The organism is Methylobacterium tardum (assembly GCF_023546765.1).
Taxonomy (GTDB): domain Bacteria; phylum Pseudomonadota; class Alphaproteobacteria; order Rhizobiales; family Beijerinckiaceae; genus Methylobacterium; species Methylobacterium tardum.
On the sequence record NZ_CP097484.1, the window covers coordinates 4,405,253 to 4,425,958 of the forward strand.

The 20,706-nt window shown below is 70.6% G+C and carries 18 protein-coding genes and 2 pseudogenes; 10 read left to right on the forward strand and 10 right to left on the reverse strand.

The annotated features are described in order from the left end of the window. The first annotated feature begins 20 nt into the window (after positions 1–20). The 3 genes from M6G65_RS20995 (at position 21) to grpE (ending at position 5,026) form a co-directional block, all read left to right on the forward strand. A complete protein-coding gene (locus M6G65_RS20995) occupies positions 21–1,439 on the forward strand; it encodes a TAXI family TRAP transporter solute-binding subunit (RefSeq protein WP_250102835.1) in 1,419 nt (472 codons plus the stop codon). Between the two features lie 76 nt (positions 1,440–1,515). Then, a complete protein-coding gene (locus M6G65_RS21000) occupies positions 1,516–4,308 on the forward strand; it encodes a [protein-PII] uridylyltransferase (protein WP_250102836.1) in 2,793 nt (930 codons plus the stop codon). Between the two features lie 103 nt (positions 4,309–4,411). Further along, positions 4,412–5,026, forward strand: coding sequence for a nucleotide exchange factor GrpE (gene grpE / locus M6G65_RS21005; RefSeq protein ID WP_192709930.1), 615 nt, complete (start codon positions 4,412–4,414; stop codon positions 5,024–5,026). 6 nt (positions 5,027–5,032) lie between these two features. Here grpE and M6G65_RS21010 read toward each other — a convergent pair whose 3' ends face one another. From M6G65_RS21010 to M6G65_RS21020, 4 genes are all read right to left on the reverse strand, one after another. Then, the gene (locus M6G65_RS21010; protein WP_250102837.1) at positions 5,033–5,437 is read right to left on the reverse strand and encodes a phospholipase A2 family protein; all 405 of its coding nucleotides are present in this window, start codon (positions 5,435–5,437) and stop codon (positions 5,033–5,035) included. Between the two features lie 179 nt (positions 5,438–5,616). Further along, on the reverse strand, positions 5,617–6,354 hold the full coding sequence (locus M6G65_RS21015) for an outer membrane protein (RefSeq protein WP_238196281.1): 738 nt from the start codon (positions 6,352–6,354) through the stop codon (positions 5,617–5,619). 35 nt (positions 6,355–6,389) lie between these two features. Further along, positions 6,390–6,524: a hypothetical protein gene (locus M6G65_RS33530; protein ID WP_283214846.1), complete on the reverse strand. Its 135-nt coding sequence runs from the start codon at positions 6,522–6,524 to the stop codon at positions 6,390–6,392. Beyond that, a complete protein-coding gene (locus M6G65_RS21020; RefSeq protein WP_238196280.1) occupies positions 6,521–6,763 on the reverse strand; it encodes a hypothetical protein in 243 nt (80 codons plus the stop codon). The genes M6G65_RS33530 and M6G65_RS21020 overlap by 4 nt, the downstream gene beginning before the upstream one ends. Before the next feature lie 242 nt (positions 6,764–7,005). Between M6G65_RS21020 and M6G65_RS21025 the strand changes: the two are divergent. Together M6G65_RS21025 and M6G65_RS21030 are read left to right on the forward strand one after the other, a co-directional pair. Further along, positions 7,006–7,845, forward strand: a pseudogene (locus M6G65_RS21025) (DUF6502 family protein); the annotation flags it as partial. Positions 7,846–8,050: 205 nt separating this feature from the next. Then, the gene (locus tag M6G65_RS21030) at positions 8,051–9,343 is read left to right on the forward strand and encodes a DUF5666 domain-containing protein (RefSeq protein WP_347710456.1); all 1,293 of its coding nucleotides are present in this window, start codon (positions 8,051–8,053) and stop codon (positions 9,341–9,343) included. On the opposite strand, the gene ada is transcribed toward M6G65_RS21030, so the two are convergent. Further along, positions 9,283–10,350: a bifunctional DNA-binding transcriptional regulator/O6-methylguanine-DNA methyltransferase Ada gene (gene ada / locus M6G65_RS21035; RefSeq protein WP_238196326.1), complete on the reverse strand. Its 1,068-nt coding sequence runs from the start codon at positions 10,348–10,350 to the stop codon at positions 9,283–9,285. The genes M6G65_RS21030 and ada overlap by 61 nt on opposite strands. 184 nt (positions 10,351–10,534) lie before the next feature. Here ada and M6G65_RS21040 point away from each other — a divergent pair, with 184 nt between their 5' ends. After that, positions 10,535–11,521, forward strand: a complete 987-nt coding sequence (locus M6G65_RS21040) for an alginate O-acetyltransferase AlgX-related protein (protein WP_238196277.1) — start codon at positions 10,535–10,537, stop codon at positions 11,519–11,521. Between the two features lie 235 nt (positions 11,522–11,756). Here the strand turns inward: M6G65_RS21040 and M6G65_RS21045 are convergent, their stop codons facing one another. Further along, the gene (locus M6G65_RS21045; protein ID WP_250102838.1) at positions 11,757–12,503 is read right to left on the reverse strand and encodes a YebC/PmpR family DNA-binding transcriptional regulator; all 747 of its coding nucleotides are present in this window, start codon (positions 12,501–12,503) and stop codon (positions 11,757–11,759) included. 195 nt (positions 12,504–12,698) lie between these two features. On the opposite strand from M6G65_RS21045, the gene M6G65_RS21050 reads away from it, so the two are divergent. Both M6G65_RS21050 and M6G65_RS21055 read left to right on the forward strand, forming a co-directional pair. Beyond that, the gene (locus M6G65_RS21050; protein WP_238196276.1) at positions 12,699–13,739 is read left to right on the forward strand and encodes an SDR family oxidoreductase; all 1,041 of its coding nucleotides are present in this window, start codon (positions 12,699–12,701) and stop codon (positions 13,737–13,739) included. 93 nt (positions 13,740–13,832) lie between these two features. After that, on the forward strand, positions 13,833–14,807 hold the full coding sequence (locus tag M6G65_RS21055) for an MBL fold metallo-hydrolase (RefSeq protein WP_238196275.1): 975 nt from the start codon (positions 13,833–13,835) through the stop codon (positions 14,805–14,807). Here the strand turns inward: M6G65_RS21055 and M6G65_RS21060 are convergent. The 4 genes and pseudogenes from M6G65_RS21060 to M6G65_RS21075 all read right to left on the reverse strand — a co-directional run bounded on the left by M6G65_RS21060 (position 14,768) and on the right by M6G65_RS21075 (position 18,341). Beyond that, complete coding sequence (locus M6G65_RS21060) at positions 14,768–15,556, reverse strand: HAD-IA family hydrolase (RefSeq protein WP_238196274.1); 789 nt, start codon at positions 15,554–15,556, stop codon at positions 14,768–14,770. The two genes, M6G65_RS21055 and M6G65_RS21060, sit on opposite strands and share 40 nt — an antisense overlap. Further along, complete coding sequence (gene rpe, locus M6G65_RS21065) at positions 15,550–16,236, reverse strand: ribulose-phosphate 3-epimerase (protein WP_238196273.1); 687 nt, start codon at positions 16,234–16,236, stop codon at positions 15,550–15,552. The genes M6G65_RS21060 and rpe overlap by 7 nt, the downstream gene beginning before the upstream one ends. A gap of 163 nt (positions 16,237–16,399) precedes the next feature. Continuing rightward, on the reverse strand, positions 16,400–17,260 hold the full coding sequence (locus M6G65_RS21070; RefSeq protein WP_238196272.1) for a phosphoribulokinase: 861 nt from the start codon (positions 17,258–17,260) through the stop codon (positions 16,400–16,402). Between the two features lie 23 nt (positions 17,261–17,283). Then, positions 17,284–18,341: pseudogene (locus M6G65_RS21075) on the reverse strand (class 1 fructose-bisphosphatase). Between the two features lie 182 nt (positions 18,342–18,523). On the opposite strand from M6G65_RS21075, the gene M6G65_RS21080 reads away from it, so the two are divergent. Further along, on the forward strand, positions 18,524–19,471 hold the full coding sequence (locus M6G65_RS21080; RefSeq protein ID WP_192709917.1) for a LysR family transcriptional regulator: 948 nt from the start codon (positions 18,524–18,526) through the stop codon (positions 19,469–19,471). After that, the gene (locus M6G65_RS21085) at positions 19,468–20,706 is read left to right on the forward strand and encodes an NAD(P)/FAD-dependent oxidoreductase (RefSeq protein WP_238196270.1); all 1,239 of its coding nucleotides are present in this window, start codon (positions 19,468–19,470) and stop codon (positions 20,704–20,706) included. The genes M6G65_RS21080 and M6G65_RS21085 overlap by 4 nt, the downstream gene beginning before the upstream one ends.

Sequence of the window (20,706 nt, forward strand, 5' to 3'; positions counted from 1 at the left end):
ACGCCGCGGCGACATCTCTGATGCGCCGCGAATGGCTCCTGGTCCTGGTGGCCCTGGGGCTGGCCGCGGTCGCGGCCGCGATCGTCTACCTGTCGCGGCCGAACACGCTGGTGGTCGCGGTCGGTCCCCAGGACGGGCCGGAAGCCGCGCTGATCGAGGCCTATGCCGGCGCCCTCGACCGGGCCCGCGAGGATGTCCGCCTCAAGGTCGTGCGCTATGGCGACGTCCGCGACAGCGCCATGGCCCTCCAGCGGAACAAGGCCGACCTCGCGGTGGTGCGGCCGGACGTCTTCCTGCCCGAGAACGGCCTGACGCTGGCGATCCTGCACGACGAGGCCCTCGTCATCACCGCGCCCGAGGCAGTGGATATCGGCGACATCCCGGCGCTCGCCCGCAAGCGCCTCGGCATCGTCGTGCGCCACAGCGCCGACCTGCCCTTCCTCACGAACCTGCTCTCCTTCTACGACCTCGTGCCCGACAACCCGGGCGAGGACGCGCCGGAGGACGGCCACGCCGCCGAGGCGGAAGCCGGCCACGTCGTCGTGGTGCCCCTGAAGGTCGGCGATGTCACCGCCGCGCTCAACGAGAAGCGCGTCGACGCGGTGGCGGTGATCGCCAGCCCGGCCTCCAAGGTCGCGGGCGCCGTGGTGCGGGCCGTCGAACTCGGCGCGCCGGAGCACAAGGTCGGCTTCGTCTCGATCCCCGACGGGGACGCGATCCTGCAGCGCTTCCCGGAACTGCAATCGGTGACCATCCCGGCCGGGACCTTCGGCGGCCGGCCCAAGCGCCCCGACGAGGAGGTCAAGACCGTCGGCGCCTCGTACCGCCTGATGGCGCGCGGCACGGTGAGCCGGGTCGCGGTCGCCTCGGCCACCCAGCACCTGTTCGAGTGGCGCTCGCGCCTCGCCTCCGCGGCCCCGGTGGCCAAGCTGATGAAGGCGCCGGACTTCGACACGACGGTGGCGGCGACCTCCGCACGGCTGCCGAACCACCCCGGCGCCGTCGACTATTTCGAGCGCGAGCAGCAGACCTTCCTCGACCGCTACGAGGATTACATCTACCTCTTCGCCTTCTTCGGCGGCACGATCGGCTCCGGCTTCGCCTGGATCGGGCAGCGGCTCGCCCGCAAGCGCCGGGAGCGCGTCGATTTCGTCCTCGACCGCCTGCTCGACATCATGCGCGAGGTCCGCGCGGCGACCAGCAGCACCGAACTCGACGCCATCGCGATCGAGACCGACGGGCTGGTGGCGGACGTGGTCTGCTACGCCCGGGAGCGCAGCATCGATGCCCGCACGGTCAGCGCCCTGATCCTGGCGGTCGACGGAGTCCACGCCGCCATCGCCGACGCGCGGCGGCAGACCGGCGAGGCGGAACCGCCGGCGACCACCCGCAGGCGGACGGCCCGGTTGCTGGCCCTTGATCTGCCGGCTGCGGAATAGTGACCCGCCCCGCGCGGACCGCGGAGGCGCCGCGCCCCATGGCTGGCGGCGTAGGCATATCATGCTAACGGGAGCCATGTTCGATCCCGTCGCCGCCCTCGATACGGTCCTGGAGAACCTCGACCGCGAGGCTCGCGAGCCCACCAAGCTCCGGGCCGCGCTGGTGCCGCAGCTGCGCCGGGTGATCGAGGAGGGCCATCGCGCCGCTGAGGCGCAGCTCCTCGAAGACCGCAATGGGCTGCGCTGCGCCCAGAGCCTCTCGGCGCTCACCGACGCGGTGGTCCGGGCGATCCACGACGCCGTGGTCTGGCGGCTCTATCCGAACGACAACCCCTCCACCGGCGAGCAGCTCGCGGTGGTCGCCACCGGCGGCTACGGCCGGGGCACGATGGCGCCGGGCTCGGACATCGATCTGCTGTTCCTGCTGCCCTACAAGCAGACCGCATGGTCCGAGAGCGTCGTCGAGGGGATGCTCTACGTCCTGTGGGACCTGAAGCTGAAGGTCGGCCACGCCACGCGCTCGGTGGAGGAGTGCCTGCGCGAGGCGCGGGCCGACATGACGATCCGTACCGCCCTCTTGGAGGCGCGGTACCTGTTCGGCACGCGGGTCCTGTACGAGGAGCTGGTGACGCGCTTCGACGCCGAGCTGGTGGTCGGCTCGGCCGCCGAGTTCGTGGACGCGAAGCTGCGCGAGCGTGACCTGCGCGTCTCGAAGGCCGGCTCCTCGCGCTACCTCGCCGAGCCCAACGTCAAGGACGGCAAGGGCGGTCTGCGCGACCTGAACACGCTGTTCTGGATCGCCAAATACACCTACCGGGTGCGCGATCAGATCGAGCTCGTCAGCGCCGGCCTGTTCACGCCGGAGGAATACGCGCTGTTCGAGCGCTGCGACGAATTCCTGTGGCGGGTCCGCTGCCACATGCATTTCGCGACGAAGCGCGCCGAGGAGCGCCTGTCCTTCGGCCTGCAGCCGCGGATCGCCGAGCGCTTCGGCTACGAGGCGCGGGGCGGCCTGTCGGGCGTCGAGCGCTTCATGAAGGCGTATTTCCGCATCGCCAAGGATGTCGGCGATCTCACCGCGATCGTCTGCGCCGAGCTCGAAGCGCGCCACGCCAAGCGCACGCCGGTGCTCGACCGCTGGATCGGTCGGTTCCGCGACCGGTTCCGCGCCACCGCCATCGAGGCGGAGGATTTCTGGATCGACCACGGCCGGGTGAACCTGCGGGCTGAGGACGCCTTCGAGCGCGACCCCGTCAACCTGATCCGCCTGTTCTGGCTCGCTGACCGGCACAACCTCGCAATCCACCCGGACGCCAAGCGCTTGGCCAACCGCTCGCTCCGGCTGATCAATCCGTCGCTGCGCGGGGACACGGAGGCGAACCGCCTGTTCCTCGACATCCTGACCTCCCGGAACGCCCCGGAGGAGGCCCTGCGCGAGATGAACGAGGCGGGCGTGCTCGGCCGGTTCATCCCGGATTTCGGCCGCATCGTCGCGATGATGCAGTTCAACATGTACCACCACTTCACGGTCGACGAGCATCTGCTGCGCACGGTCGGCGTGCTGGCCGACATCGAATCGGGCCGGGTGCAGGAGACCTACCCGCTGGTCTCGCGCCTCGTGCACTCGATCCACAATCGCACGGCGCTCTACGTGGCGATCCTGCTGCACGACATCGCCAAGGGCCGGCCGGAGGATCACTCAATCGCCGGCGCCGCCATCGCCGAGAAGCTCTGCCCCCGCTTCGGCCTGAACCAGGCCGAGACCGAGACGGTGTGCTGGCTGGTCGAGCATCACCTGCTGATGTCCATGACCGCGCAGAGCCGCGACCTCTCGGACGCCAAGACGATCGAGCGCTTCGCCGCGAGCGTGCAGAGCCTGGAGCGGCTGAAGCTCCTGACGATCCTGACGGTGGCTGATATCACGGCGGTCGGCCCCGGCGTCTGGACGGCGTGGAAGGGCACGTTGCTCCGCACGCTCTACGACGAGACCGAGGTCTACCTGTCGGGCGGCCATTCCGAGATCGCCCGCACCGACCGGGTGCGCCTTGTCCAGATGAGCCTGCGCGAGCAGCTGCCGGGCTGGGCATCGGAGGAGTTCGACGCCTACGCGGCCCGCCATGGCGAGGCCTACTGGCTCAAGGTCGACAGCACCCGCCAGCTCAAGAACGCGGTGTTCCTGCGCGACGCGCTGGCCGATGGCCGGACCAGCGCCACCGACGTCGCCCTCGACCCCGTGCGGGGGGTGACCGAGATCACCGTCTACTCGCCCGATCATCCGCGGCTGCTCGCGATCGTCACCGGAGCCTGCGCGGCCGCTGGCAGCAATATCGTCGACGCGCAGATCTTCACCACCACGGACGGCTTCGCCCTCGACACGATCTTCATCTCCCGCGCCTTCGAGCGCGACGAGGACGAGCTGCGCCGGACCAAACGCATCACGGCGGCGATCGAGCGGGCGCTGAAGGGCGAGATCAAGATCGCCGACCTCGTCGCCGACAAGCACCCGTCAACCAGCACGCGCGCCAAGACTTTCCCGGTGCCGCCGGACGTGATCATCGACAACGCCCTGTCGAGCCGGGAGACCGTCGTCGAGGTCACGGGCCTCGACCGGCCCGGTCTGCTCTACGAGCTGACCACCGCCTTCGGCCGGCTGTCGCTCAACATCACCTCGGCGCATGTGGCGACCTTCGGCGAGCGGGCGGTCGACGTCTTCTACGTCACCGACCTCACCGGCACCCGGGTGACCCAGCCTGATCGGCAGGCCGCGATCCGCGGCGCCGTGATGGATGTGTTCGCCGGCGACGTCGCCGCCCTCAAGGCGGAGGGGCTGGAGGCCCTTGTCGCCGCCCCGCCGCCCCGCGAGGCGTGAGCGCCGGGTTGATTTCGCCGCCCCCGGGCCAGATATCAGCGCCGGCTCCGATTGCCCCGAACCACCCTGCCCTGACGACTGAAACACGATGACGAGCAACGACATGCCCCAGGATGACCAGCGCCAGACCACGGTCGAAGCCGGTGCCGGCGCGGCCCAGGATACGGCGCCCACAGGTCAGGGCGCCGAGGCGGCCTCCGTCGATCCTGTCGCAGAGGCCCTGGCCCTGCTTACCGCCGAGCGCGACGAGTTGAAGGACCGGATGCTGCGCACGCTCGCCGAGATGGAGAACCTGCGCCGCCGGACCGAGCGCGAGGTCGCGGATGCGCGCGCCTACGCGGTCACGAACTTCGCCCGCGACGTGCTCAACGTCGCCGACAACATCCGCCGCGCCCTCGACAGCGTCCCGGCCGACGCGAAGGCCACGGCCGACGGCGCGCTGAAAGGCCTGATCGACGGGATCGAGCTCACCGAGCGCGACCTCGGCAAGACCCTGGAGCGCCACGGGGTGAAGATCGTCGAGCCGCAGGGACAGAAGTTCGACCCGAACCGGCATCAGGCCATGTTCGAGGTGCCGAACCCGGAGGTGCCGGCCGGCACCGTCGTCCAGGTCGTGCAGGCCGGCTACGTCATCGGGGAGCGCGTGCTGCGTCCCGCCCTGGTCGGCGTCGCCAAGGGCGGCCCGAAGGCGGCCGCCAACCCGGCCGACGCCGCCTGATCGCGATCACCTGACCGAAACCGCGGCGCTCCCTACTGGCAGGGCAGCGCCGTGGCGAAGCTCGCGATGAACTGCGCCGTCTGGCGGGTCTGGGCCGGCGCCCGCGGATCGCGCGCCACCGTGGCCCGCCTCGACCTCGAGGCGCCGATTGCAGGCACAGCTCGTCAGGATGCCCGAAGCCGGGTCGGTCGAGCAGGCGTCGTGATGCGCGCAGGCGAGATCCAGCGCGTCGATCGGCGCATAGCCGGGGCCGCGGTTCCCCGGCCCGCAATAGTTCCCGTAGATCAGGATCGCGCCTCGGCCGGATGCGCTCGGCGGAACGATCTCCTGTGCCCGCGCGCCCGCGGCACAGGCTGCGAGTCCAAGGACGAGAACGGCCAACTTGGTGAAGGTCGGGCTGGGAGCGATCATGGCCGATCCTGTCGGAAATGTCTCCTGACACCGCGCGGCGACACCCGTGCGGCATCCGGCCCCGACGACCCGAACCAGCCGTGGACGCGATCGACCGGCCGAAGGATTCGCGGAGCCGAATGCCGGGCATAGCGCCTCACCACGGCCAAGCCGTCAAGGTCCGCCGCAGCTAATATTGACTAGAATCGGTAATTCACCCCAGCCCTGACCAGAGCAAACCCTGAATCCTGTTTGCCGGCACCGTAATACGCCGGAACGCTGGCATTGTAATATGTCGATCCAGTGAAGCCACGACCGAGATGGATGTACAGCGCCTCCACTTTGGCGGAGAGTTTCTCGGTGAAGGCATACTCGATGCCGCCGCCCGCCGCGTAGCCGGTCCGATCGGTTCCGGGCAGGGTGTAAGGGTAGGACGCCGCGGAGGACGTGCGGGAACCGCCGCCATACGCGAAGCCGCCGGTTCCGTAGACGAGCACGCGGTCGAAGGCGTAGCCGAGCCGGCCACGGACGGTGCCGAAGTAGTCCAGGCTCGGCCGGACGCTGTAATACGGCGTCGTGCCGAGATAGGCGGCGTCCGCCTTGGCAAAGGACGTCCCCTGGATGTCGGTCTCGAAGCCGAGCACGAAGCCGGAGCCCGGCGTGAACTGGTAATTGTACCCGATCTGCCCGCCACCGGCGAAGCCGCCGGAGCTCTTGCCGCCGGTCACGGTGCCGTAGGTCGGGTCGGTGAAGCCGCTGCTGTCGGTGCGGAAGGCGTAGCCGGCATTCAGACCGGCGTAGAACCCTGTCCAGGTGAAGACCGGCAGCGGCGGCGGAGATGGCGGCGGCGCGCGGCGCGGCAGATCCGCGGCCTGCGCACTGGACGCGAGGCAGCCTGCTGCGGCGCCGAGGAGCGCGGCGCGGAACGATGTCGTCATGGAGGTCTCGTGCGTGGGGCGGCCGAGCCGCGGGGTCACAGGGCCAGCAGGAGCAGGCCGACGACGGTCACGGAGAGGATCAGGCAGAGCGCCAGATCGAGGATCGGGCCTCCGCCGCAGTTGGGCGGCGGACGCACCCGGTCCCGGCCCGTCCCGGACAGGGCGATCACGACCGGATCTCCCCGGGCCGAACGGAGGTTGCGGCGGTCCGCATGGCCCGCAGGGCCCGCGCGGGCGTGACGGTGACGGTACCCGAGGGTACCGCCGCCCCGTCTGAGGGGGTGACGGGAGCGGCGGCCTGCGGCGCCTTCGGTCCGATGCCGCGGTGGACCGTATCCGCGACAGCGATCCCGATGGCGGGCAGCGCGAGGGCGGCGAGGACGCAGGCGATGCGTCCGAGCCGCGGCATGGGGTTGGCCTGTTGGCTTCGGCAGGTGGACGCCGAAGTGAGCGTGAGAGGCGGCAGCGCGTCGGCGACGAGTCTGCGGGGATCCATCGTCATCGGCGCGCTGCTGTGCTTCGTGGGAAACTTGACCACACAATTCGATTACGTGTGCAAATTTCCCACGTCAATTTGGAAAGCGCACATCGATGTGCGGATCCGCACGTTGTGGGATTGTCTCCCACGGCACATGCGCTAACGATGAGCCCATGTCCGAGTCTGCCGATCCCCCGCGCGAGGGCGCCAGTCTGCACGCGCCCTTGGCGCGGCTCCTGCGCCCGCTCGTGCGCCTGCTGGTGGCGCGCGGCATCACCTTCCCGGCGCTCACGGATCTGCTGCGCGAGCTCTACGTGAACGTCGCCGAGTACGATTTTGCCCTCGCCGGCAAGGAGCAGACGGACAGCCGCGTCTCCCTCCTTACCGGCATTCACCGGAAGGAAGTGCGGCGACTGCGCGGTGCCGGCGCCCCGGTCAGCGCCGTGCCGGCCGTCGTCTCGCGCACGAGCCGCATCATTGCCCGCTGGATCGCCGACCCGGCTTTCACCGATCCGCAGGGTCATCCCCTGCCGCTGCCGCGAACCGCCGAGGGCAGCGCGTCCTCCTTCGAGATCCTGGTCTCGGGCATCACCCGGGACGTGCGGCCGCGCGCCGTCCTCGGCGAATGGCTCGACCGCGGCCTCGCCTTCACGGACGCGCAGGACCGGATCGTGCTGGCGGAGGCGGCCTACGTGCCGCGGGGCGACGGTGCGGAGGGGCCGCAGCTCTACTATTTCGGCCGCAACCTGCACGACCACATCGCGGCCGCCGTGGCCAATATCGTCGGCGACAGGCCGCGCTTCCTGGAGCGCGCCGTCCACTACGACGGGCTCTCCAAGGACCTCGCGATCAAACTCGAGGCGCGGGCGCGCGAGATCGCCATGGAGGCCCTGCAGCAGGCCAACCGGGAAGCGCACGCCGCCTGCCAGACCGATCCGGGCGGCGATCACCGCTGGAATTTCGGGCTCTACATCTACACGGAGGCCGCAGCGTCGGCGCCCCCACGGACGGGCGCTGAGGAGCCGGCCGGTGCGATCCTTGCCGAACCGCCGGTTCGTCCTCCGCCTGCTCGCGGGCGCCGCAGCCCTGCGCCCGGGTGCCGTCCGCCCGCAGGAGGCCCCACGCGACCAGGGCATCGGCGGCACCGGCATGATGAGGACCGACGAGCCGCGCAACGGCTCGCTGGGGGAAGGCGACCGGGGCATCGGCGGCACCGGCGTGATCGGGACAATCCGCCGCTTCGGCTCGATCATCGTCAACGGCCTGCGCATCGCCTACCCGCCCGGGGTCGAGGTCCGGATCGACGGCGAGGTCGGGACGGCGGCCGATCTGAAGATCGGTCATGTCGTCCATGTGGTCGCGCGACCCGACGGCGGCGGCCTCGCCACGCGCCGGATCGACGTGACGAGCGAGGTGGTGGGGCGGGTTGAGTCGGTCTCGCCGGGACGAATGATCGTGCTCGGGCAGCGGGTCTCCACCGCGGGTCTGACCGGCACCTGGCAGCCGGGCGCCCGGGTCGCGGTGAGCGGCCTGCGGCGGCCTGACGGCGTAATCGTCGCCAGCCTGATCGAGCCGCGCACGTCCGAACCGGATCGCGTCGCCGGGCCGGTACAGCGCGACGCTGGAGGTGCCCTCACTATCGGAGCCCTGCGCCTGACGGACGCGGAGGCGCTGCCGCTGGGCAGACGCGCCCTGGTGACCGGCACCGAAGCGGACGGCGCGCTGCGCGTGACGAACGCCGCGCAGGTCGGGCTGCCGTTTCCGCCGGGCCTGAAGCAGGTCTCCATCGAAGCCTATATCGGCCGGACCGGCTCGCGCCTGGATGTCGGCTCGGGCTACGCCGTCGCGGGCCATCCGAACGTCCAGGTGCCGCGTACGGGGAGCGCGCGGGCCGTGCTGACCGCGACCATCGCGCGGGACGGCGATCTGACCGTCGAGCGGCTGCAGATCGAGAACCGTATCGCGCCCGAGCCTCCGCAACCGGATACGCCCCGGTTCGAGCGGGAGCGCGACCGGCTCGACCTACGCAACCTGCCCGACGAGATGCCCGGCCGCTTCGGCGCCGAGCCCGGCGGTCGGCAGGGCGGTCCGGTCGGGATCGGCGAGCCGCACGGCCCCGCGATCGACACGCGGCCGGGGGCGCGGTCGTCCCCGGCGCGGACGGCGCTGATGGATTCAGGGCGCCCCGCGGCGGCTTCGGCGGCGCGCCGCCGGCAGGTCCCGGAGCGTTCCCGGTCGGCCCGGGCGGTTTCGGCGGTCCGCCCGGGGGGCACGGCCCTGGCCCCGGCGGAGGGGGATTTGGCGGAGCCGGCGGCTTCGGCGGCCCGGGCGGAGGCCGGCGCTAGAAGCACGATCGTCCTTGCGCACCCCGCGAAGCCATCCCGTGTCGCGCGGCGCTTACCGCGGTCGCGTCGCCCTGTCTCGCTGCGCTGCGCGGGCCATGACCGGCCTCAGCAGCCCTCGGTCTCGCGGGCGAGCAGGGCGCGCTTGCGCGTGACGCCCCAGCGGTAACCCGACAGGGCACCATCCGAGCGAACCACCCGGTGACAGGGAATCGCGACCGCAATGGGGTTTGCGCCGCAAGCCTGGGCGACGGCCCGCATCGCGGCCGGCGCGCCGATAGCGCGGGCGATCTCGGCGTAGCTCGCCGTCGCGCCGACGGGGATCTTCCTCAGCGCCTCCCAGACCCGTTGCTGAAAGGCGGTGCCGCGGATGTCGAGCGGCAGATCGAGCCCGCCGCCCGGCGCTTCGACAAGGCCGATGACCCGCGCCATCCAGGTCTCGAAGTCCGGATCGCCACCCTCGATCTCCGCTCCCGGGAAGCGATCCTGGAGATCCCGCGCCAGGGCGTCGGGTTCGTCCCCGAGCAGGATCGCGCAGACGCCCGCCTCGGTGGCGGCGACGAGAATCGCCCCGAGGGAGCAGGCCCCGATGCCGAACCGCATGTGGATGCCGGCAGCGCCCTTTCGATAGAGGTCGGGCGCCATGCCGAGGCGCGGAGCGCCCCCGGCATAGAACCGGCTCGCGGTGCTGTAGCCGACCTCGTAGAGCGCCTCCGTCACCGTTTCGGCGCCCGGCAGCCGGGCCGTGAGAGCCGCGGCGCGGCAGGAGGCGGCGTAGGCTTTCGGGGTGACGCCCGTGGCGGCCTTGAAGATGCGGTGGAAGTGGAAGGCGCTCAGGCCGGCGACACGGGCGAGTTCCGCGAGCGGCGGCATCGTCTCGGCCGCCTCGATGGCGCGGCAGGCCCGGGCCACCGCCTCGGCGCGGCGCTCGGCCAGCCCGGCCTCGTTCGGCCGGCAACGCCGGCAGGGCCGGAAGCCGGCGGCCTCCGCTTGCTCACAGGTCGCGTGGAAGCTCACATTCTCCGGCCGCGCCGCCCGGGACGCGCAGCTCGGACGGCAATACACGCCCGTGGTGCGGACCGCGTACACGAAGGTGCCGTCCGCCCGCCCGTCGCGATCGGTCACGGCGGCCCAGCGGACGGCCTCGGCGGTGTCGATCGGCGGGCGGTTGGTCATGGCGACGGCACTATGCGTCTTGGCGTCGGCGATGGGGAGGGGCATGACGGAACCTGACGGGCCGGAGAGGACGTTCGCGCCACTCTGCCCGCCTGCCATAAGTCCGGCATCCCGCTCCTTGCTGTCGAATCCGCCGTCCGCGGCGGAAGCAGCCTGAGCGGCCGATCAGTCTCACGAGTGCGCCATGGCTTCGAGCACGCCCGACCACATCCATGTCGGCAAGGACGGGTGGCTGTTCCTCAAGACCGGGACCAACGACGTCCTTGGCCAGTACGAAAGGCCGGAGGAGACCACCGAGCTTGTCTGGCAATGGCGGAGTCTCTTGGCGACCCGCGAGCGGCGGCTGCGGGCCATGGGTATCCTGTACCGGCACGTGGTCGCGCCGGAGAAGCTGATGATCTACGACCACCGGCTCGACGGCATCACGATCCGGCCGACCGCGTCGCCGGCTTACCGGCTGCTCAACAGCGAGCCGCCGCTGGTCGGCCGTCGCGGGCCTCTCGGCGTCTATACCGCGTGGCGTCGGCGGAAGCGCTGGCGCGAGACCTGCATCGATCTGGTGACGCCGATGCGCGCCCAGCGCGATCTGTCCGACCTCTATTGCCGGACCGATACCCACTGGTCTCCCGACGGCTGCTACCTCGCCTACGCGGAGATCTGCCGGGCGCTGGGGGCCGAGCCCCGGGCCGATCTCCGGGACCGGCCCTCCTTCGAGTCCGATCATGATGGCGACCTGGGGAGCGCATTCGATCCGCCCCGCCGGGCGCGCTCACGCACCGTCCTGATGCAGCAGGACGCGGTGCGGACCTATGGCAGCCCGATCGTCGAGGCCCGGGAGAAGGCCGGCCTCCTGCACACCCTGCATGTCGGCGCGCATGTGGTCTACGGCAACGCCAAGGCGACCGACCCGCGCCGTCTGGCGCTGTTCGGCGATTCCTTCTCGCACGTCATGCCGTACATGCTGACGATCATGCTGGCCGAGACGTTCCGCGAGGTACACTTCATTTGGAGCACCTCGCTCGACTGGCCCTATATCGAGCGCGTCAGGCCCGACATCGTGCTGACCGAAGTGGCCGAGCGCTTCATGGTCCAGCTGCCCGACGACACCTTCTCGGTGGAACGCTACGCGCAGGACCGCTTCGGCACCGAACTCGCGGCCGCGGGTGCCTGAGCGCCGGACGTAAGCTTCACGAACGTCTCGCGTCCCGGCGCGGGAGCCCCGTCATTCCGGGACTGCGCAGCAGGGCCCGGAATCCAGATCCGCGCTGTGGTCCAGCCTGGCTCCGTCAGCGTCTCTGGATTACCCGCCTCCGTCGTACCCCTTCGGGTCCGGGCTCGCCCACGGCGCCCCGGAATGACCGTGCGTTCGCCTTACGGACGGCAAGACCCGGGAGAGCGAACGCCTCTTACGCCTGCAGCTTTGCCACCAGCGCGTCCGACAAGGCGAAGTTGACGTAGACGTTCTGGACGTCGTCCTGGTCCTCGATCACCTCGGCGAGGCGGATCAGCTTCTCGCCGGTCTCGTCGTCCACATCGATCGTGTTCTGCGCCTTCCAGATCAGGCCGGTGCGGCTCGGCTCGCCGAAACGGGCCTCCAGCGCCTTGGCGACCTCGCCGTAGGAATCCTGGGCGCAGATCACCTCGTGCCCGTCCTCACCGGAGCTGACATCGTCGGCGCCGGCCTCGATCGCGGCCTCCAGCATCGTGTCGGCATCGGCCACGGCGGCCGGGTAGGCGATCACGCCGACGCGGTCGAACATGAAGGCGACGGCCCCGGTCTCGGCCAGGCTCCCGCCGGACTTGGTGAAGGCCGAACGCACGTCCGAGGCGGTGCGGTTGCGGTTGTCGGTCTGCGCCTCGACGATCAACGCGGCCCCGCCCGGCCCATAGCCCTCGTAGCGGATGTCCTCGTAATTCTCGCCGTCGGCACCCGCGGCCTTCTTGATGGCGCGCTCGATATTGTCCTTGGGCATATTCTCGGCGCGGGCCGCCAGGATCGCCGCCCGCAGCCGCGGGTTCATCGCCGGGTCGGGCGTGCCGAGCTTGGCCGCCACGGTGATCTCGCGAGCGAGCTTGCCGAACACCTTCGAGCGGACCGCGTCCACCCGGCCCTTCCGGTGCATGATGTTCTTGAACTGCGAATGGCCTGCCATGACGGTTCAGACTTTTGTTCGTTGGCGAGGGCGGGCGTCCGGGACCCCGCCGTCGCGGCTGTGAGGTCGCCGCGTTATAGGCCGCCGCCTTCCGGCGAAGCAACGCGGCCGCTCACGGAGGCGGCATCGGATTGCAGCGGAAAGATTGCCGCGTCCGGGCGTTGCCGCAGGGATTTTCGCGCAGCTGGATGTTGGATGTCGGGTCACAACGGACGCAATACGGTCATGGTGGCGGGCGCGAGCGCCGGTGTCGGCCGGGCGGTCGCGCATGAATTTGCCCGGCATGGCTGGAATGTCGGGCTGATCGCCCGGGGCGAGGCGGGGCTCCGGGGTACGATCCGGGACGTCGAGCAGGCCGGTGGCCGGGCCCTGGCCTTCGCGGCCGACGTCGCCGACGCGGATGCCGTCGCGCAGGCCGCGGACGCTTTGGCGGAGAGGTTCGGCGGCATCGACGTCTGGGTCAACAACGCGATGGTGACGATCTACGCGCCCGTGCAGGAGACGAGCCCGGAGGAGTTCCGCCGCGCCACCGAGGTGACCTATCTCGGCCAGGTCCACGGCACGCTGGCGGCGCTCCGCCACATGGTGCCGCGCGACCGAGGCACGATCGTGCATATCGGATCCGCGCTCGCCTACCGGTCGATCCCGCTCCAGGCGAGCTACTGCGCCGCCAAGGCCGCCGTGCGCGGCTTCGTCGATTCCCTGCGCAGCGAGCTGCTCCACGACGGCAGCCGGGTGCGCCTGACGATGGTCCAGTTGCCGGCGGTGAACACCCCCCAGTTCGACTGGGCGCGCTCGCGGCTGCCGCGCAAGCTCGAGCCGGTGCCGCCGATCTACCAGCCCGAGGCGATCGCCCGGCATGTCTTCCGGGCGGCCCACGACGCGCCACGGGAATTGTGGATCGGCGCCTCGGCCTGGAAGGCGATCATCGGAAACATGCTGATCCCGGGCTGGATCGACGGATACCTTGCCCGGCACGGCTATCGCGGGGAGATGACCAGCGTGAAGGCCCAGACGAACCGCCCCGACAACCTCTACGACCCGGTCGACACCGATCCCGGGGCGCATGGCCGCTTCGACGCCCGCGCGACCGACCACGTCGCCGCGGCCGACCCACGCTGGCTCAAGTTCGGGATCGCGGCGGCGCTCGGCGTGGTGGCGGGGACGATGCTGTTCGCCACCGAGGCGCACGGGCGGACTGAAGGGCGCGCGGAGCGGCGGCTGAGCCGACGCTAGGATACGCGCCTTCGCGGGCCCGGCGCGCAGCCGAGAAGGCCTTGCGGAAGACGCCGCTTTGCGCCCCACTCGGCGCGTTTCTGGGAGGATCCGATGCCGGTCACGAACCGTCGCGATCTGGTGCGGGGTGCGCTCGTCGGAGGGGCCGTCCTGGGCCTCGGCGGCGGCGCCCGCGCCACCGCACCCTTTGGCGGTGCGCAGGCGCCGGGCTTCTACCGGACCCGCGTCGGCAGCTGCGAGATCACGATCCTCAATGACGGGGCGCGCAGCTTCCCGATACCGGACTGCTTCGTCCGCAACGTTCCCCGGGACGAGGCGCTCGGCGCCGCCCAGGCCGCCTACATGCCGCCCGGCCAGGTCACGGTGCCGTTCAACCCGACGCTGATCAACACCGGCACGAAACTGATTCTGATCGATACCGGCAACGGTCCGGTGCAGGGCGCGCCGGTCGGCCGCCTCACGGCGAACCTCGCGGCCGCCGGGATCAAGCCCGAGGACATCGACCTCGTGCTGCTCTCGCATCTCCATCCCGATCATACGAACGGCCTCAAGGCGGGGGATGGCAGCCTCGCCTTCCCGAAGGCCGAGATCCGGGCCGCCGCGCCCGACTGGTCGTTCTGGATGAACGACGACAACATGGCTCGCGCCGCCGACCCGGTGACGCAGGGCTACTTCGCCAACACCCGCCGGGTGCTGGGTGATCTGAGGGACCGGATCGGCACCTTCGCCTGGGACGAGGAGGTCGCCCCCGGGATCATGGCGCTCGCCGCCCCCGGCCACACGCCGGGCCACACCGCCTTCGCAGTCGCTTCAGGGTCGGATCGCCTGCTCATCCAGTCCGACGTGACCAACATCCCGGCCTTCTTCCTGCAGCACCCGGACTGGCACGTGATGTACGATTACGATGCCGACCAGGCGCAAGCGACGCGCCACCGCTTCTACGACATGGCCGCGGCCGAGAAGGCCCTCGTGGTGGGCTACCATTTCCCCTTCCCGTCGCTCGGCCATGTGGAGCGGGACGGGCCGGGCTACCGGTTGGTGCCGATCGCCTGGACCGGCGTGCTCTGACCGTCCAGAGTCTCGTGCCATCGGATCAGGCCCGCGAGATCCACGACCCCACCCGGCCATGCGACCCCCGCGATATGCCGGTGCGGCCGATCGGGCTCGCCGAGATCCGAGACCGCCGAGAAGGCGCCGTCGAGGCGGTGACTGTCGGTGTAGCGGCTCCGTGTTGCCAGGACCGGGAGCCCGGCGGCCCGGGCGGAGCTGATGCCGGCGGCGGAATCCTCGAACGCTACGGCCTCCGAGGCCGCGACGTTCAGGCCGGCGAGCGCCAGGAGGAACACGTCGGGGGCGGGCTTCTTGCGCTTCGCCTCGTCGCCGGCCGCGATCACGTCGAAGGGCGCGGCGTCCGGTGGGAAGTTGGCGGCCAGAAGCCGGTCGACGTTCGGCCGGCTGGTCGTCGTAGCCACCGCGAGCCGGATGCCCGCCGCCCGGGCCTCGGCGATGAGCCGGGCGATGCCGGGGCGCAGCGGCAGGCCGATCTCCGCGACAAGAGCACCGTACGCAACGGTCTTGCGGGCGTGGATCTCGGGGGACAGCCCGCGAAGCGCCTTGGCTTCGGGCGCGTGCTGCGTGTCGATGTAGTGGGCGAGCCGCTCCTTGCCGCCCATCACGGTGAGAAGGTCGGCGTAGAGCGCCTCGTCCCAGTGCCAGGGCAGGCCGAGTTCCGCGAAGGCGCGGTTGAAGGCCTGCCGATGCAGGTCCTCGGTCTCGGCGAGAGTGCCGTCGACGTCGAAGATCAGGGCCTTCAGCACGACAGGTCGCGGCCGGAGGCGCCCTCCGCGCCCTCGCGGATCGCCGCGATGCGCTCGGCGTAGGCGTTCGGGCCGCCCGAGAAGACGGCGTTGCCGGCCACGAAGGTGTCGGCCCCCGCGCGGCTCGCCGCCTTCACGGTCTCCGCATCGATGCCGCCGTCGACCTGGATGCGGATGTCCCGGCCCGCCACCATTGCCCGAACCCGCGCCACCGATTCCATCGCACTCTTGATGAAGCTCTGGCCGCCGAAGCCGGGATTGACGGTCATCACCAGCACGAGATCCACGAGATCCAGAACCGGCTCGACCAGGGCGGCCGGCGTACCGGGATTGATCGCCACCCCGGCGCGCTTGCCGAGGTCGCGGATGGTCTGGAGCGAGCGGTGGATGTGCGGCCCGGACTCGGCATGGACCGTGATGCCGTCGGCGCCGGCCTGCGCGAAGGCCGCGAGGTACGGGTCCGCCGGGGCGATCATCAGGTGCACGTCGAAGTACTTCTGCGTGTGCGGCCGGAGCGCCTTCACCACCGGCGGCCCGAAGGTGATGTTGGGCACGAAGTGGCCGTCCATCACGTCGAGGTGGATCCAGTCGGCCCCGGCCGCATCGATGGCGCGGGTTTCGTCGGCGAGCTTCGAGAAGTCGGCCGAGAGGATGGACGGGGCGATGACGGGAGGAAGCATCACGGGTCTTTCAGCAACGGTCGGTCTCAGATGACGGTCGGCGGAGAGGCCGATCCAACTCTGGCCCTCATCCTGAGGCGCCGCGGAGCGGCGCTCCGGCACATCAGGTCGAGGACCTGGATTGGAACAACGTTCCAGGTGGTTCCACGGTGTGCCTCCTCCATCACGCCAGCCGTCGTCGGCGCTCGACGAGCTGCATGATCATCGGCGTCAGGATCAGCTGCATTGCGAGATCGAGCTTGCCGCCGGGGATCACGATGGAGTTGGCCCGGCTCATGAAGCTGTCGTGGATCATGGAGACGAGGTACGAGAAATCGATCCCCTTCGGATCCTTGAAGCGGATGACCACCATCGACTCGTCGGCAGTGGGGATCCAGCGGGCGATGAACGGGTTCGAGGTGTCGACCGTCGGCACCCGCTGGAAGTTGATGTCGGTGAACGAGAATTGCGGGCAGATGGTCTGCACGTAATCGGGCATGCGCCGCAGGATCACGTCGGTGACCGCCTCGGTGGAGTAGCCGCGGAACGAGCGGTCGCGGTGCAGCTTCTGGATCCACTCCAAGTTGATCACCGGCACCACGCCGATCTTCAGGTCGGCGTAGCGGGCGATGTCGACGTCCTGATCGGCGACGCAGCCGTGCAGCCCCTCGTAGAACAGCAGGTCGGAATCCGGCGGGAACGCCTCCCATTCGGAGAAGCTGCCCTCTGGTATGCCGTAGGCCTGCGCGTCGTGCGCGTCGTGGGCGTAGTGGCGGGTGCGGCCGGTCCCGGATTCGGCGTAGCTGCGGAACACGGCCTCCAGCTCCGGCAGCAAGTTCGCCCGCGGCGCGAAGTGCGACAGCGTCGGCTCCCGCGCCATCATCGCCCGCATCGTATCCCGGTCGAAGGCGTGGAAGCCGTCGCCCTCGATGAACACTGCCCGCACGTCCTCGCGGCGGAAGATCTGCTCGAAGGTGTTCCGCACCGAGGTGGTGCCGGCCCCGGAGGAGCCGGTCACCGAGATGATGGGGTGCCGCGCCGACATGCTTTTACGACTTCACGGTGCGGCTATGACCGCATCAGGCCGCGCTGGCCGAACAGCGGCGAGCGGCCGGCATCGGGCTTGCCGCCGGCATAGTAGGTGGCGACGCAAGCCACCTCCTCGGTCGAGCCGCAGACCAGCGGGGCGCGCTCGTGGATGCCGTTGGCCACGAGGTCGAGGATGCGGGTCTGGCCGTCGGTGGCGGCGCCGCCGGCCTGCTCGACCAGCATGGCCACAGGCGCGACCTCGTAGAGCAGCCGCAGACGGCCGCGGGCGTAGTTCTTCCGGGCGTCGCCCGGATAGAGGAACACGCCGCCGCGGGTCAGGACGCGCTGGATGTCGGCGACCAGCGAGGCAAGCCAGCGCATGTTGTAGTCCTTGTCGCGCGGCCCCTCGGTGCCGCGCTGGCAATCCTCGATATAGGCCTTCACCGGGGCGTCCCAGTGCCGGGCGTTCGAGAGGCGTTGATGGCGAATTCCTTGGTCGAGGCCGGCACCGACATGGCCGGGCTCGTCAGCTTGAACGTCCCCTCCGCGCGGTCGAGCACGTAGGACTGGGTGCCCTCGCCCAGCGTCAGGATCAGCGCCGTGGCCGGGCCGTAGGTGACGAAGCCGGCGGCGATCTGGGTCGAACCGGGCGTCGTGAACGAGGCCAGCGGGTTCGCCGGATCCTTGATCGACGGCCGGATGCCGAAGATCATACCGACGGCCATGTTCACGCCGATGTTGGAGGAGCCGTCGAGGGGGTCAATGGCGACGGCGAGCGGCGCATCCGGATTGAGCCGCATCACCTCCTCGGCCTCTTCGGAGGCGACCTCGGCGACCGGAGCGCCCCGCAGCGCCGCGGTCACGCTCTCGTGCGCGATGACGTCGAGGGCCTTCTGGACGTCGCCGTCGCTGTTGTGATCGCCCGCGGCCGCGAGGTCGCCGCCTAGCGCGCCGCGCCCGATCCGCTCGCTGATCTCCACCGCGGACCGCGCCACGGCCGCGATCACCGCGGCGGCGTCCTTCAGCGCCGGATTCGCGTCCACGGCCTGCGCCAGGCAGGTCTCGAGAGGCGTCCCGATCGCCGCTGAAATTGCCATCGGCCTACTCCTCCTGCTCGGATCCCATCCGTCGGGATCGCGCGTTCCGCGCCAGCTCTGTAGCGGCCGCTTGGCTGCCAAGATAGCGGTCTCTGTCTCCGGATCGACAGGAACCCGCGGCGGGGCCTTCAAGATTTCTGTGCGATCTTGTGCCATAGGACGAAAAAAACGAGATGTCCGCCATGCGCAATCTGTCCCTCAAGCAGCTCCAGGCGGTCGCTGCGGTGGCCCGCCTCGGCACCATGACGCGGGCTGCGCAGGAGCTGAACGTCACCTCGGCCGCGCTCTACGCGCGCATCCGGCAGCTGGAGGAGGAGGCCGGGCTGCTGCTGTTCGACCGGACGCCCGGCGGCCTCAAGCCGACCGATGCCGGCCGCGAGATGCTCTGGGCGATCGACAGCATCAACACCGTGCTGGAGACCTGCACCGACCGGCTGCGCACGCTCCGGGGTGCCGAGGGCGGGCGCGTGGCGCTGGGCGTCGTCTCGACCGCCAAGTACTTCGCCCCGCAGGTGATTGCCGGCTTCGTCAAGAAGCACCCCGGCGTCGAGATCAGCCTGTCGGTGCGCAATCGCGGCCAGACCGTCGAGGCCCTGCGCGGTTACGAGATCGACTTCGCCCTGATGGGCCGCCCGCCCCGGGATTTCCCGATCGAGGCCGCCACCTTCGGGCCGCACCCGATCGTGCTCATCGCGCCGCCCGGCCATCCGCTGGCGGGCAAGATTGGCCTGAACCGCGAGGATCTGGCCGACCAGCCGTTCTTCCTGCGCGAGGAGGGGTCGGGCACCCGCATGGTGTTCGAGGAATTCATGGCCGGCGTGCTGGTGAAGCGGGCGCCCCTCGACATCGACACCGGCTCGAACGAGACCATCAAGCAGGCGGTGATGGCGGGACTGGGCATCGCACTGCTCTCGGTGCACTCGGTGGCGGCCGAACTCGAGAGCGGCCGCCTCGTCCTCCTCGACGTGAAGGGCTTGCCGATCCGGCGCGACTGGTACGCGGTCCGCCGCGCCGACAAGGTGCTGGGCCCGGCGGCCTCGGCGGTCTGGTCCTTCCTGATGGCGGAGGGCGCACGCAGCCTGCCCGGCGTCGCGCAGAGCGGCCTGGCCCAGGCGGGGGCCAGGGCATGAACGCGGGAATCGTCGTTGCCGGCGCGGGCCAGGCCGGCTTCCAGCTCGCCGCCTCCCTACGCGAAAGCGGGTTCAAGGACCCGATCACCCTGGTGGGCGACGAGGCTGCCCTCCCCTACCAGCGGCCGCCCTTGTCGAAGGCCTATCTCGCCGGCAAGACCGACCAGGAGGGTCTGTTCCTGCGCCCGCCCGGCTTCTTCGCCGAGCATGCGATCTCCCACCGGCCGGGGCTGCGCGCCGTCGCGATCGATCGGGCGGAACGCCGCCTGCAGCTCTCGGACGGCGATAGCCTGCCCTACGACCACCTCGTGCTGGCCACCGGCGCCCGCAATCGGCCGCTGCCCGTCCCGGGTGCCGATCTGGAGGGCGTGCGCCAGCTGCGCGGCCTCGCGGATGCCGACGCGCTAAAGGCGGATATCGCGGCGGCCCGGGCGGTCGTGGTGGTGGGCGCCGGCTTCATCGGGCTCGAATTCGCCGCCGTCGCGGCCGCGCGCGGTCTCGCGGTGACGGTGATCGAGGCAGCCGAGCGGCCGATGGCGCGGGCCGTCTCGGCGGTGATGGGGGACTTCTTCCGCGGGACCCAGGAGGCTCTTGGCGTCCGCTTCGCGTTCGGGGCGGGCGTGACGGTGATCCTCGGGCGGGACGGCCGCGCCACCGGCGTGGCCCTGGCGGACGGCCGGGAATTGCCCGCCGACCTCGTCCTCGTCGGGATCGGCGTGCTGCCGAACGGGGATCTCGCCGCGGAGGCGGGCCTGCCGGCCGAAAACGGCGTGCAGGTCGACGCGTTCCTGGGCACGCCCGATCCGGCGATCTCGGCGATCGGCGATTGCGCCCGGTTCCCGACGCCCTTCGCCCGCGGGCTCACCGCGGACGACACGGTGCGGATCGAATCCGTGCAGAACGCCATCGACCAGGGTCGTTGTCTGGCGGCCCGGCTCGTCGGCAAGCCTGCGGCCTACGGCGCGCTGCCCTGGTTCTGGAGCGATCAGGGTCCGCACAAGCTGCAGATCGCCGGCCTGTCGGGACCTGGAGACGATAGCGTGGTCCGCGGCTCCGGCAACGCTTTCTCGGTCTTCCGCTTCCGGGACGGGCGCTTGAGCGCCGTGGAATCCGTCGACCGGGCGGGCGACCACATGATCGCCCGGCGCCTGCTCGCCGCCGGGACGCCGCTCACCCCCGATCAGGCGGCCGATCCGGGTTTCGACCTCAAGGCCCTGGCGCTGCAGCGGCCCTGA

What these genes read in the sequence shown, in the direction of transcription:
- M6G65_RS20995 (WP_250102835.1), top strand. Translation starts at nt 21, where the DNA reads ATGCGCCGCGAATGGCTCCTGGTCCTGGTGGCCCTGGGGCTGGCCGCG.
- M6G65_RS21000 (WP_250102836.1), top strand. Translation starts at nt 1,516, where the DNA reads ATGTTCGATCCCGTCGCCGCCCTCGATACGGTCCTGGAGAACCTCGAC.
- grpE (WP_192709930.1), top strand. Translation starts at nt 4,412, where the DNA reads ATGCCCCAGGATGACCAGCGCCAGACCACGGTCGAAGCCGGTGCCGGC.
- M6G65_RS21010 (WP_250102837.1), bottom strand. Translation starts at nt 5,437, where the DNA reads ATGATCGCTCCCAGCCCGACCTTCACCAAGTTGGCCGTTCTCGTCCTT.
- M6G65_RS21015 (WP_238196281.1), bottom strand. Translation starts at nt 6,354, where the DNA reads ATGACGACATCGTTCCGCGCCGCGCTCCTCGGCGCCGCAGCAGGCTGC.
- M6G65_RS21020 (WP_238196280.1), bottom strand. Translation starts at nt 6,763, where the DNA reads ATGCCGCGGCTCGGACGCATCGCCTGCGTCCTCGCCGCCCTCGCGCTG.
- ada (WP_238196326.1), bottom strand. Translation starts at nt 10,350, where the DNA reads ATGACCAACCGCCCGCCGATCGACACCGCCGAGGCCGTCCGCTGGGCC.
- M6G65_RS21040 (WP_238196277.1), top strand. Translation starts at nt 10,535, where the DNA reads ATGGCTTCGAGCACGCCCGACCACATCCATGTCGGCAAGGACGGGTGG.
- M6G65_RS21045 (WP_250102838.1), bottom strand. Translation starts at nt 12,503, where the DNA reads ATGGCAGGCCATTCGCAGTTCAAGAACATCATGCACCGGAAGGGCCGG.
- M6G65_RS21050 (WP_238196276.1), top strand. Translation starts at nt 12,699, where the DNA reads ATGTCGGGTCACAACGGACGCAATACGGTCATGGTGGCGGGCGCGAGC.
- M6G65_RS21055 (WP_238196275.1), top strand. Translation starts at nt 13,833, where the DNA reads ATGCCGGTCACGAACCGTCGCGATCTGGTGCGGGGTGCGCTCGTCGGA.
- rpe (WP_238196273.1), bottom strand. Translation starts at nt 16,236, where the DNA reads ATGCTTCCTCCCGTCATCGCCCCGTCCATCCTCTCGGCCGACTTCTCG.
- M6G65_RS21070 (WP_238196272.1), bottom strand. Translation starts at nt 17,260, where the DNA reads ATGTCGGCGCGGCACCCCATCATCTCGGTGACCGGCTCCTCCGGGGCC.
- M6G65_RS21080 (WP_192709917.1), top strand. Translation starts at nt 18,524, where the DNA reads ATGCGCAATCTGTCCCTCAAGCAGCTCCAGGCGGTCGCTGCGGTGGCC.
- M6G65_RS21085 (WP_238196270.1), top strand. Translation starts at nt 19,468, where the DNA reads ATGAACGCGGGAATCGTCGTTGCCGGCGCGGGCCAGGCCGGCTTCCAG.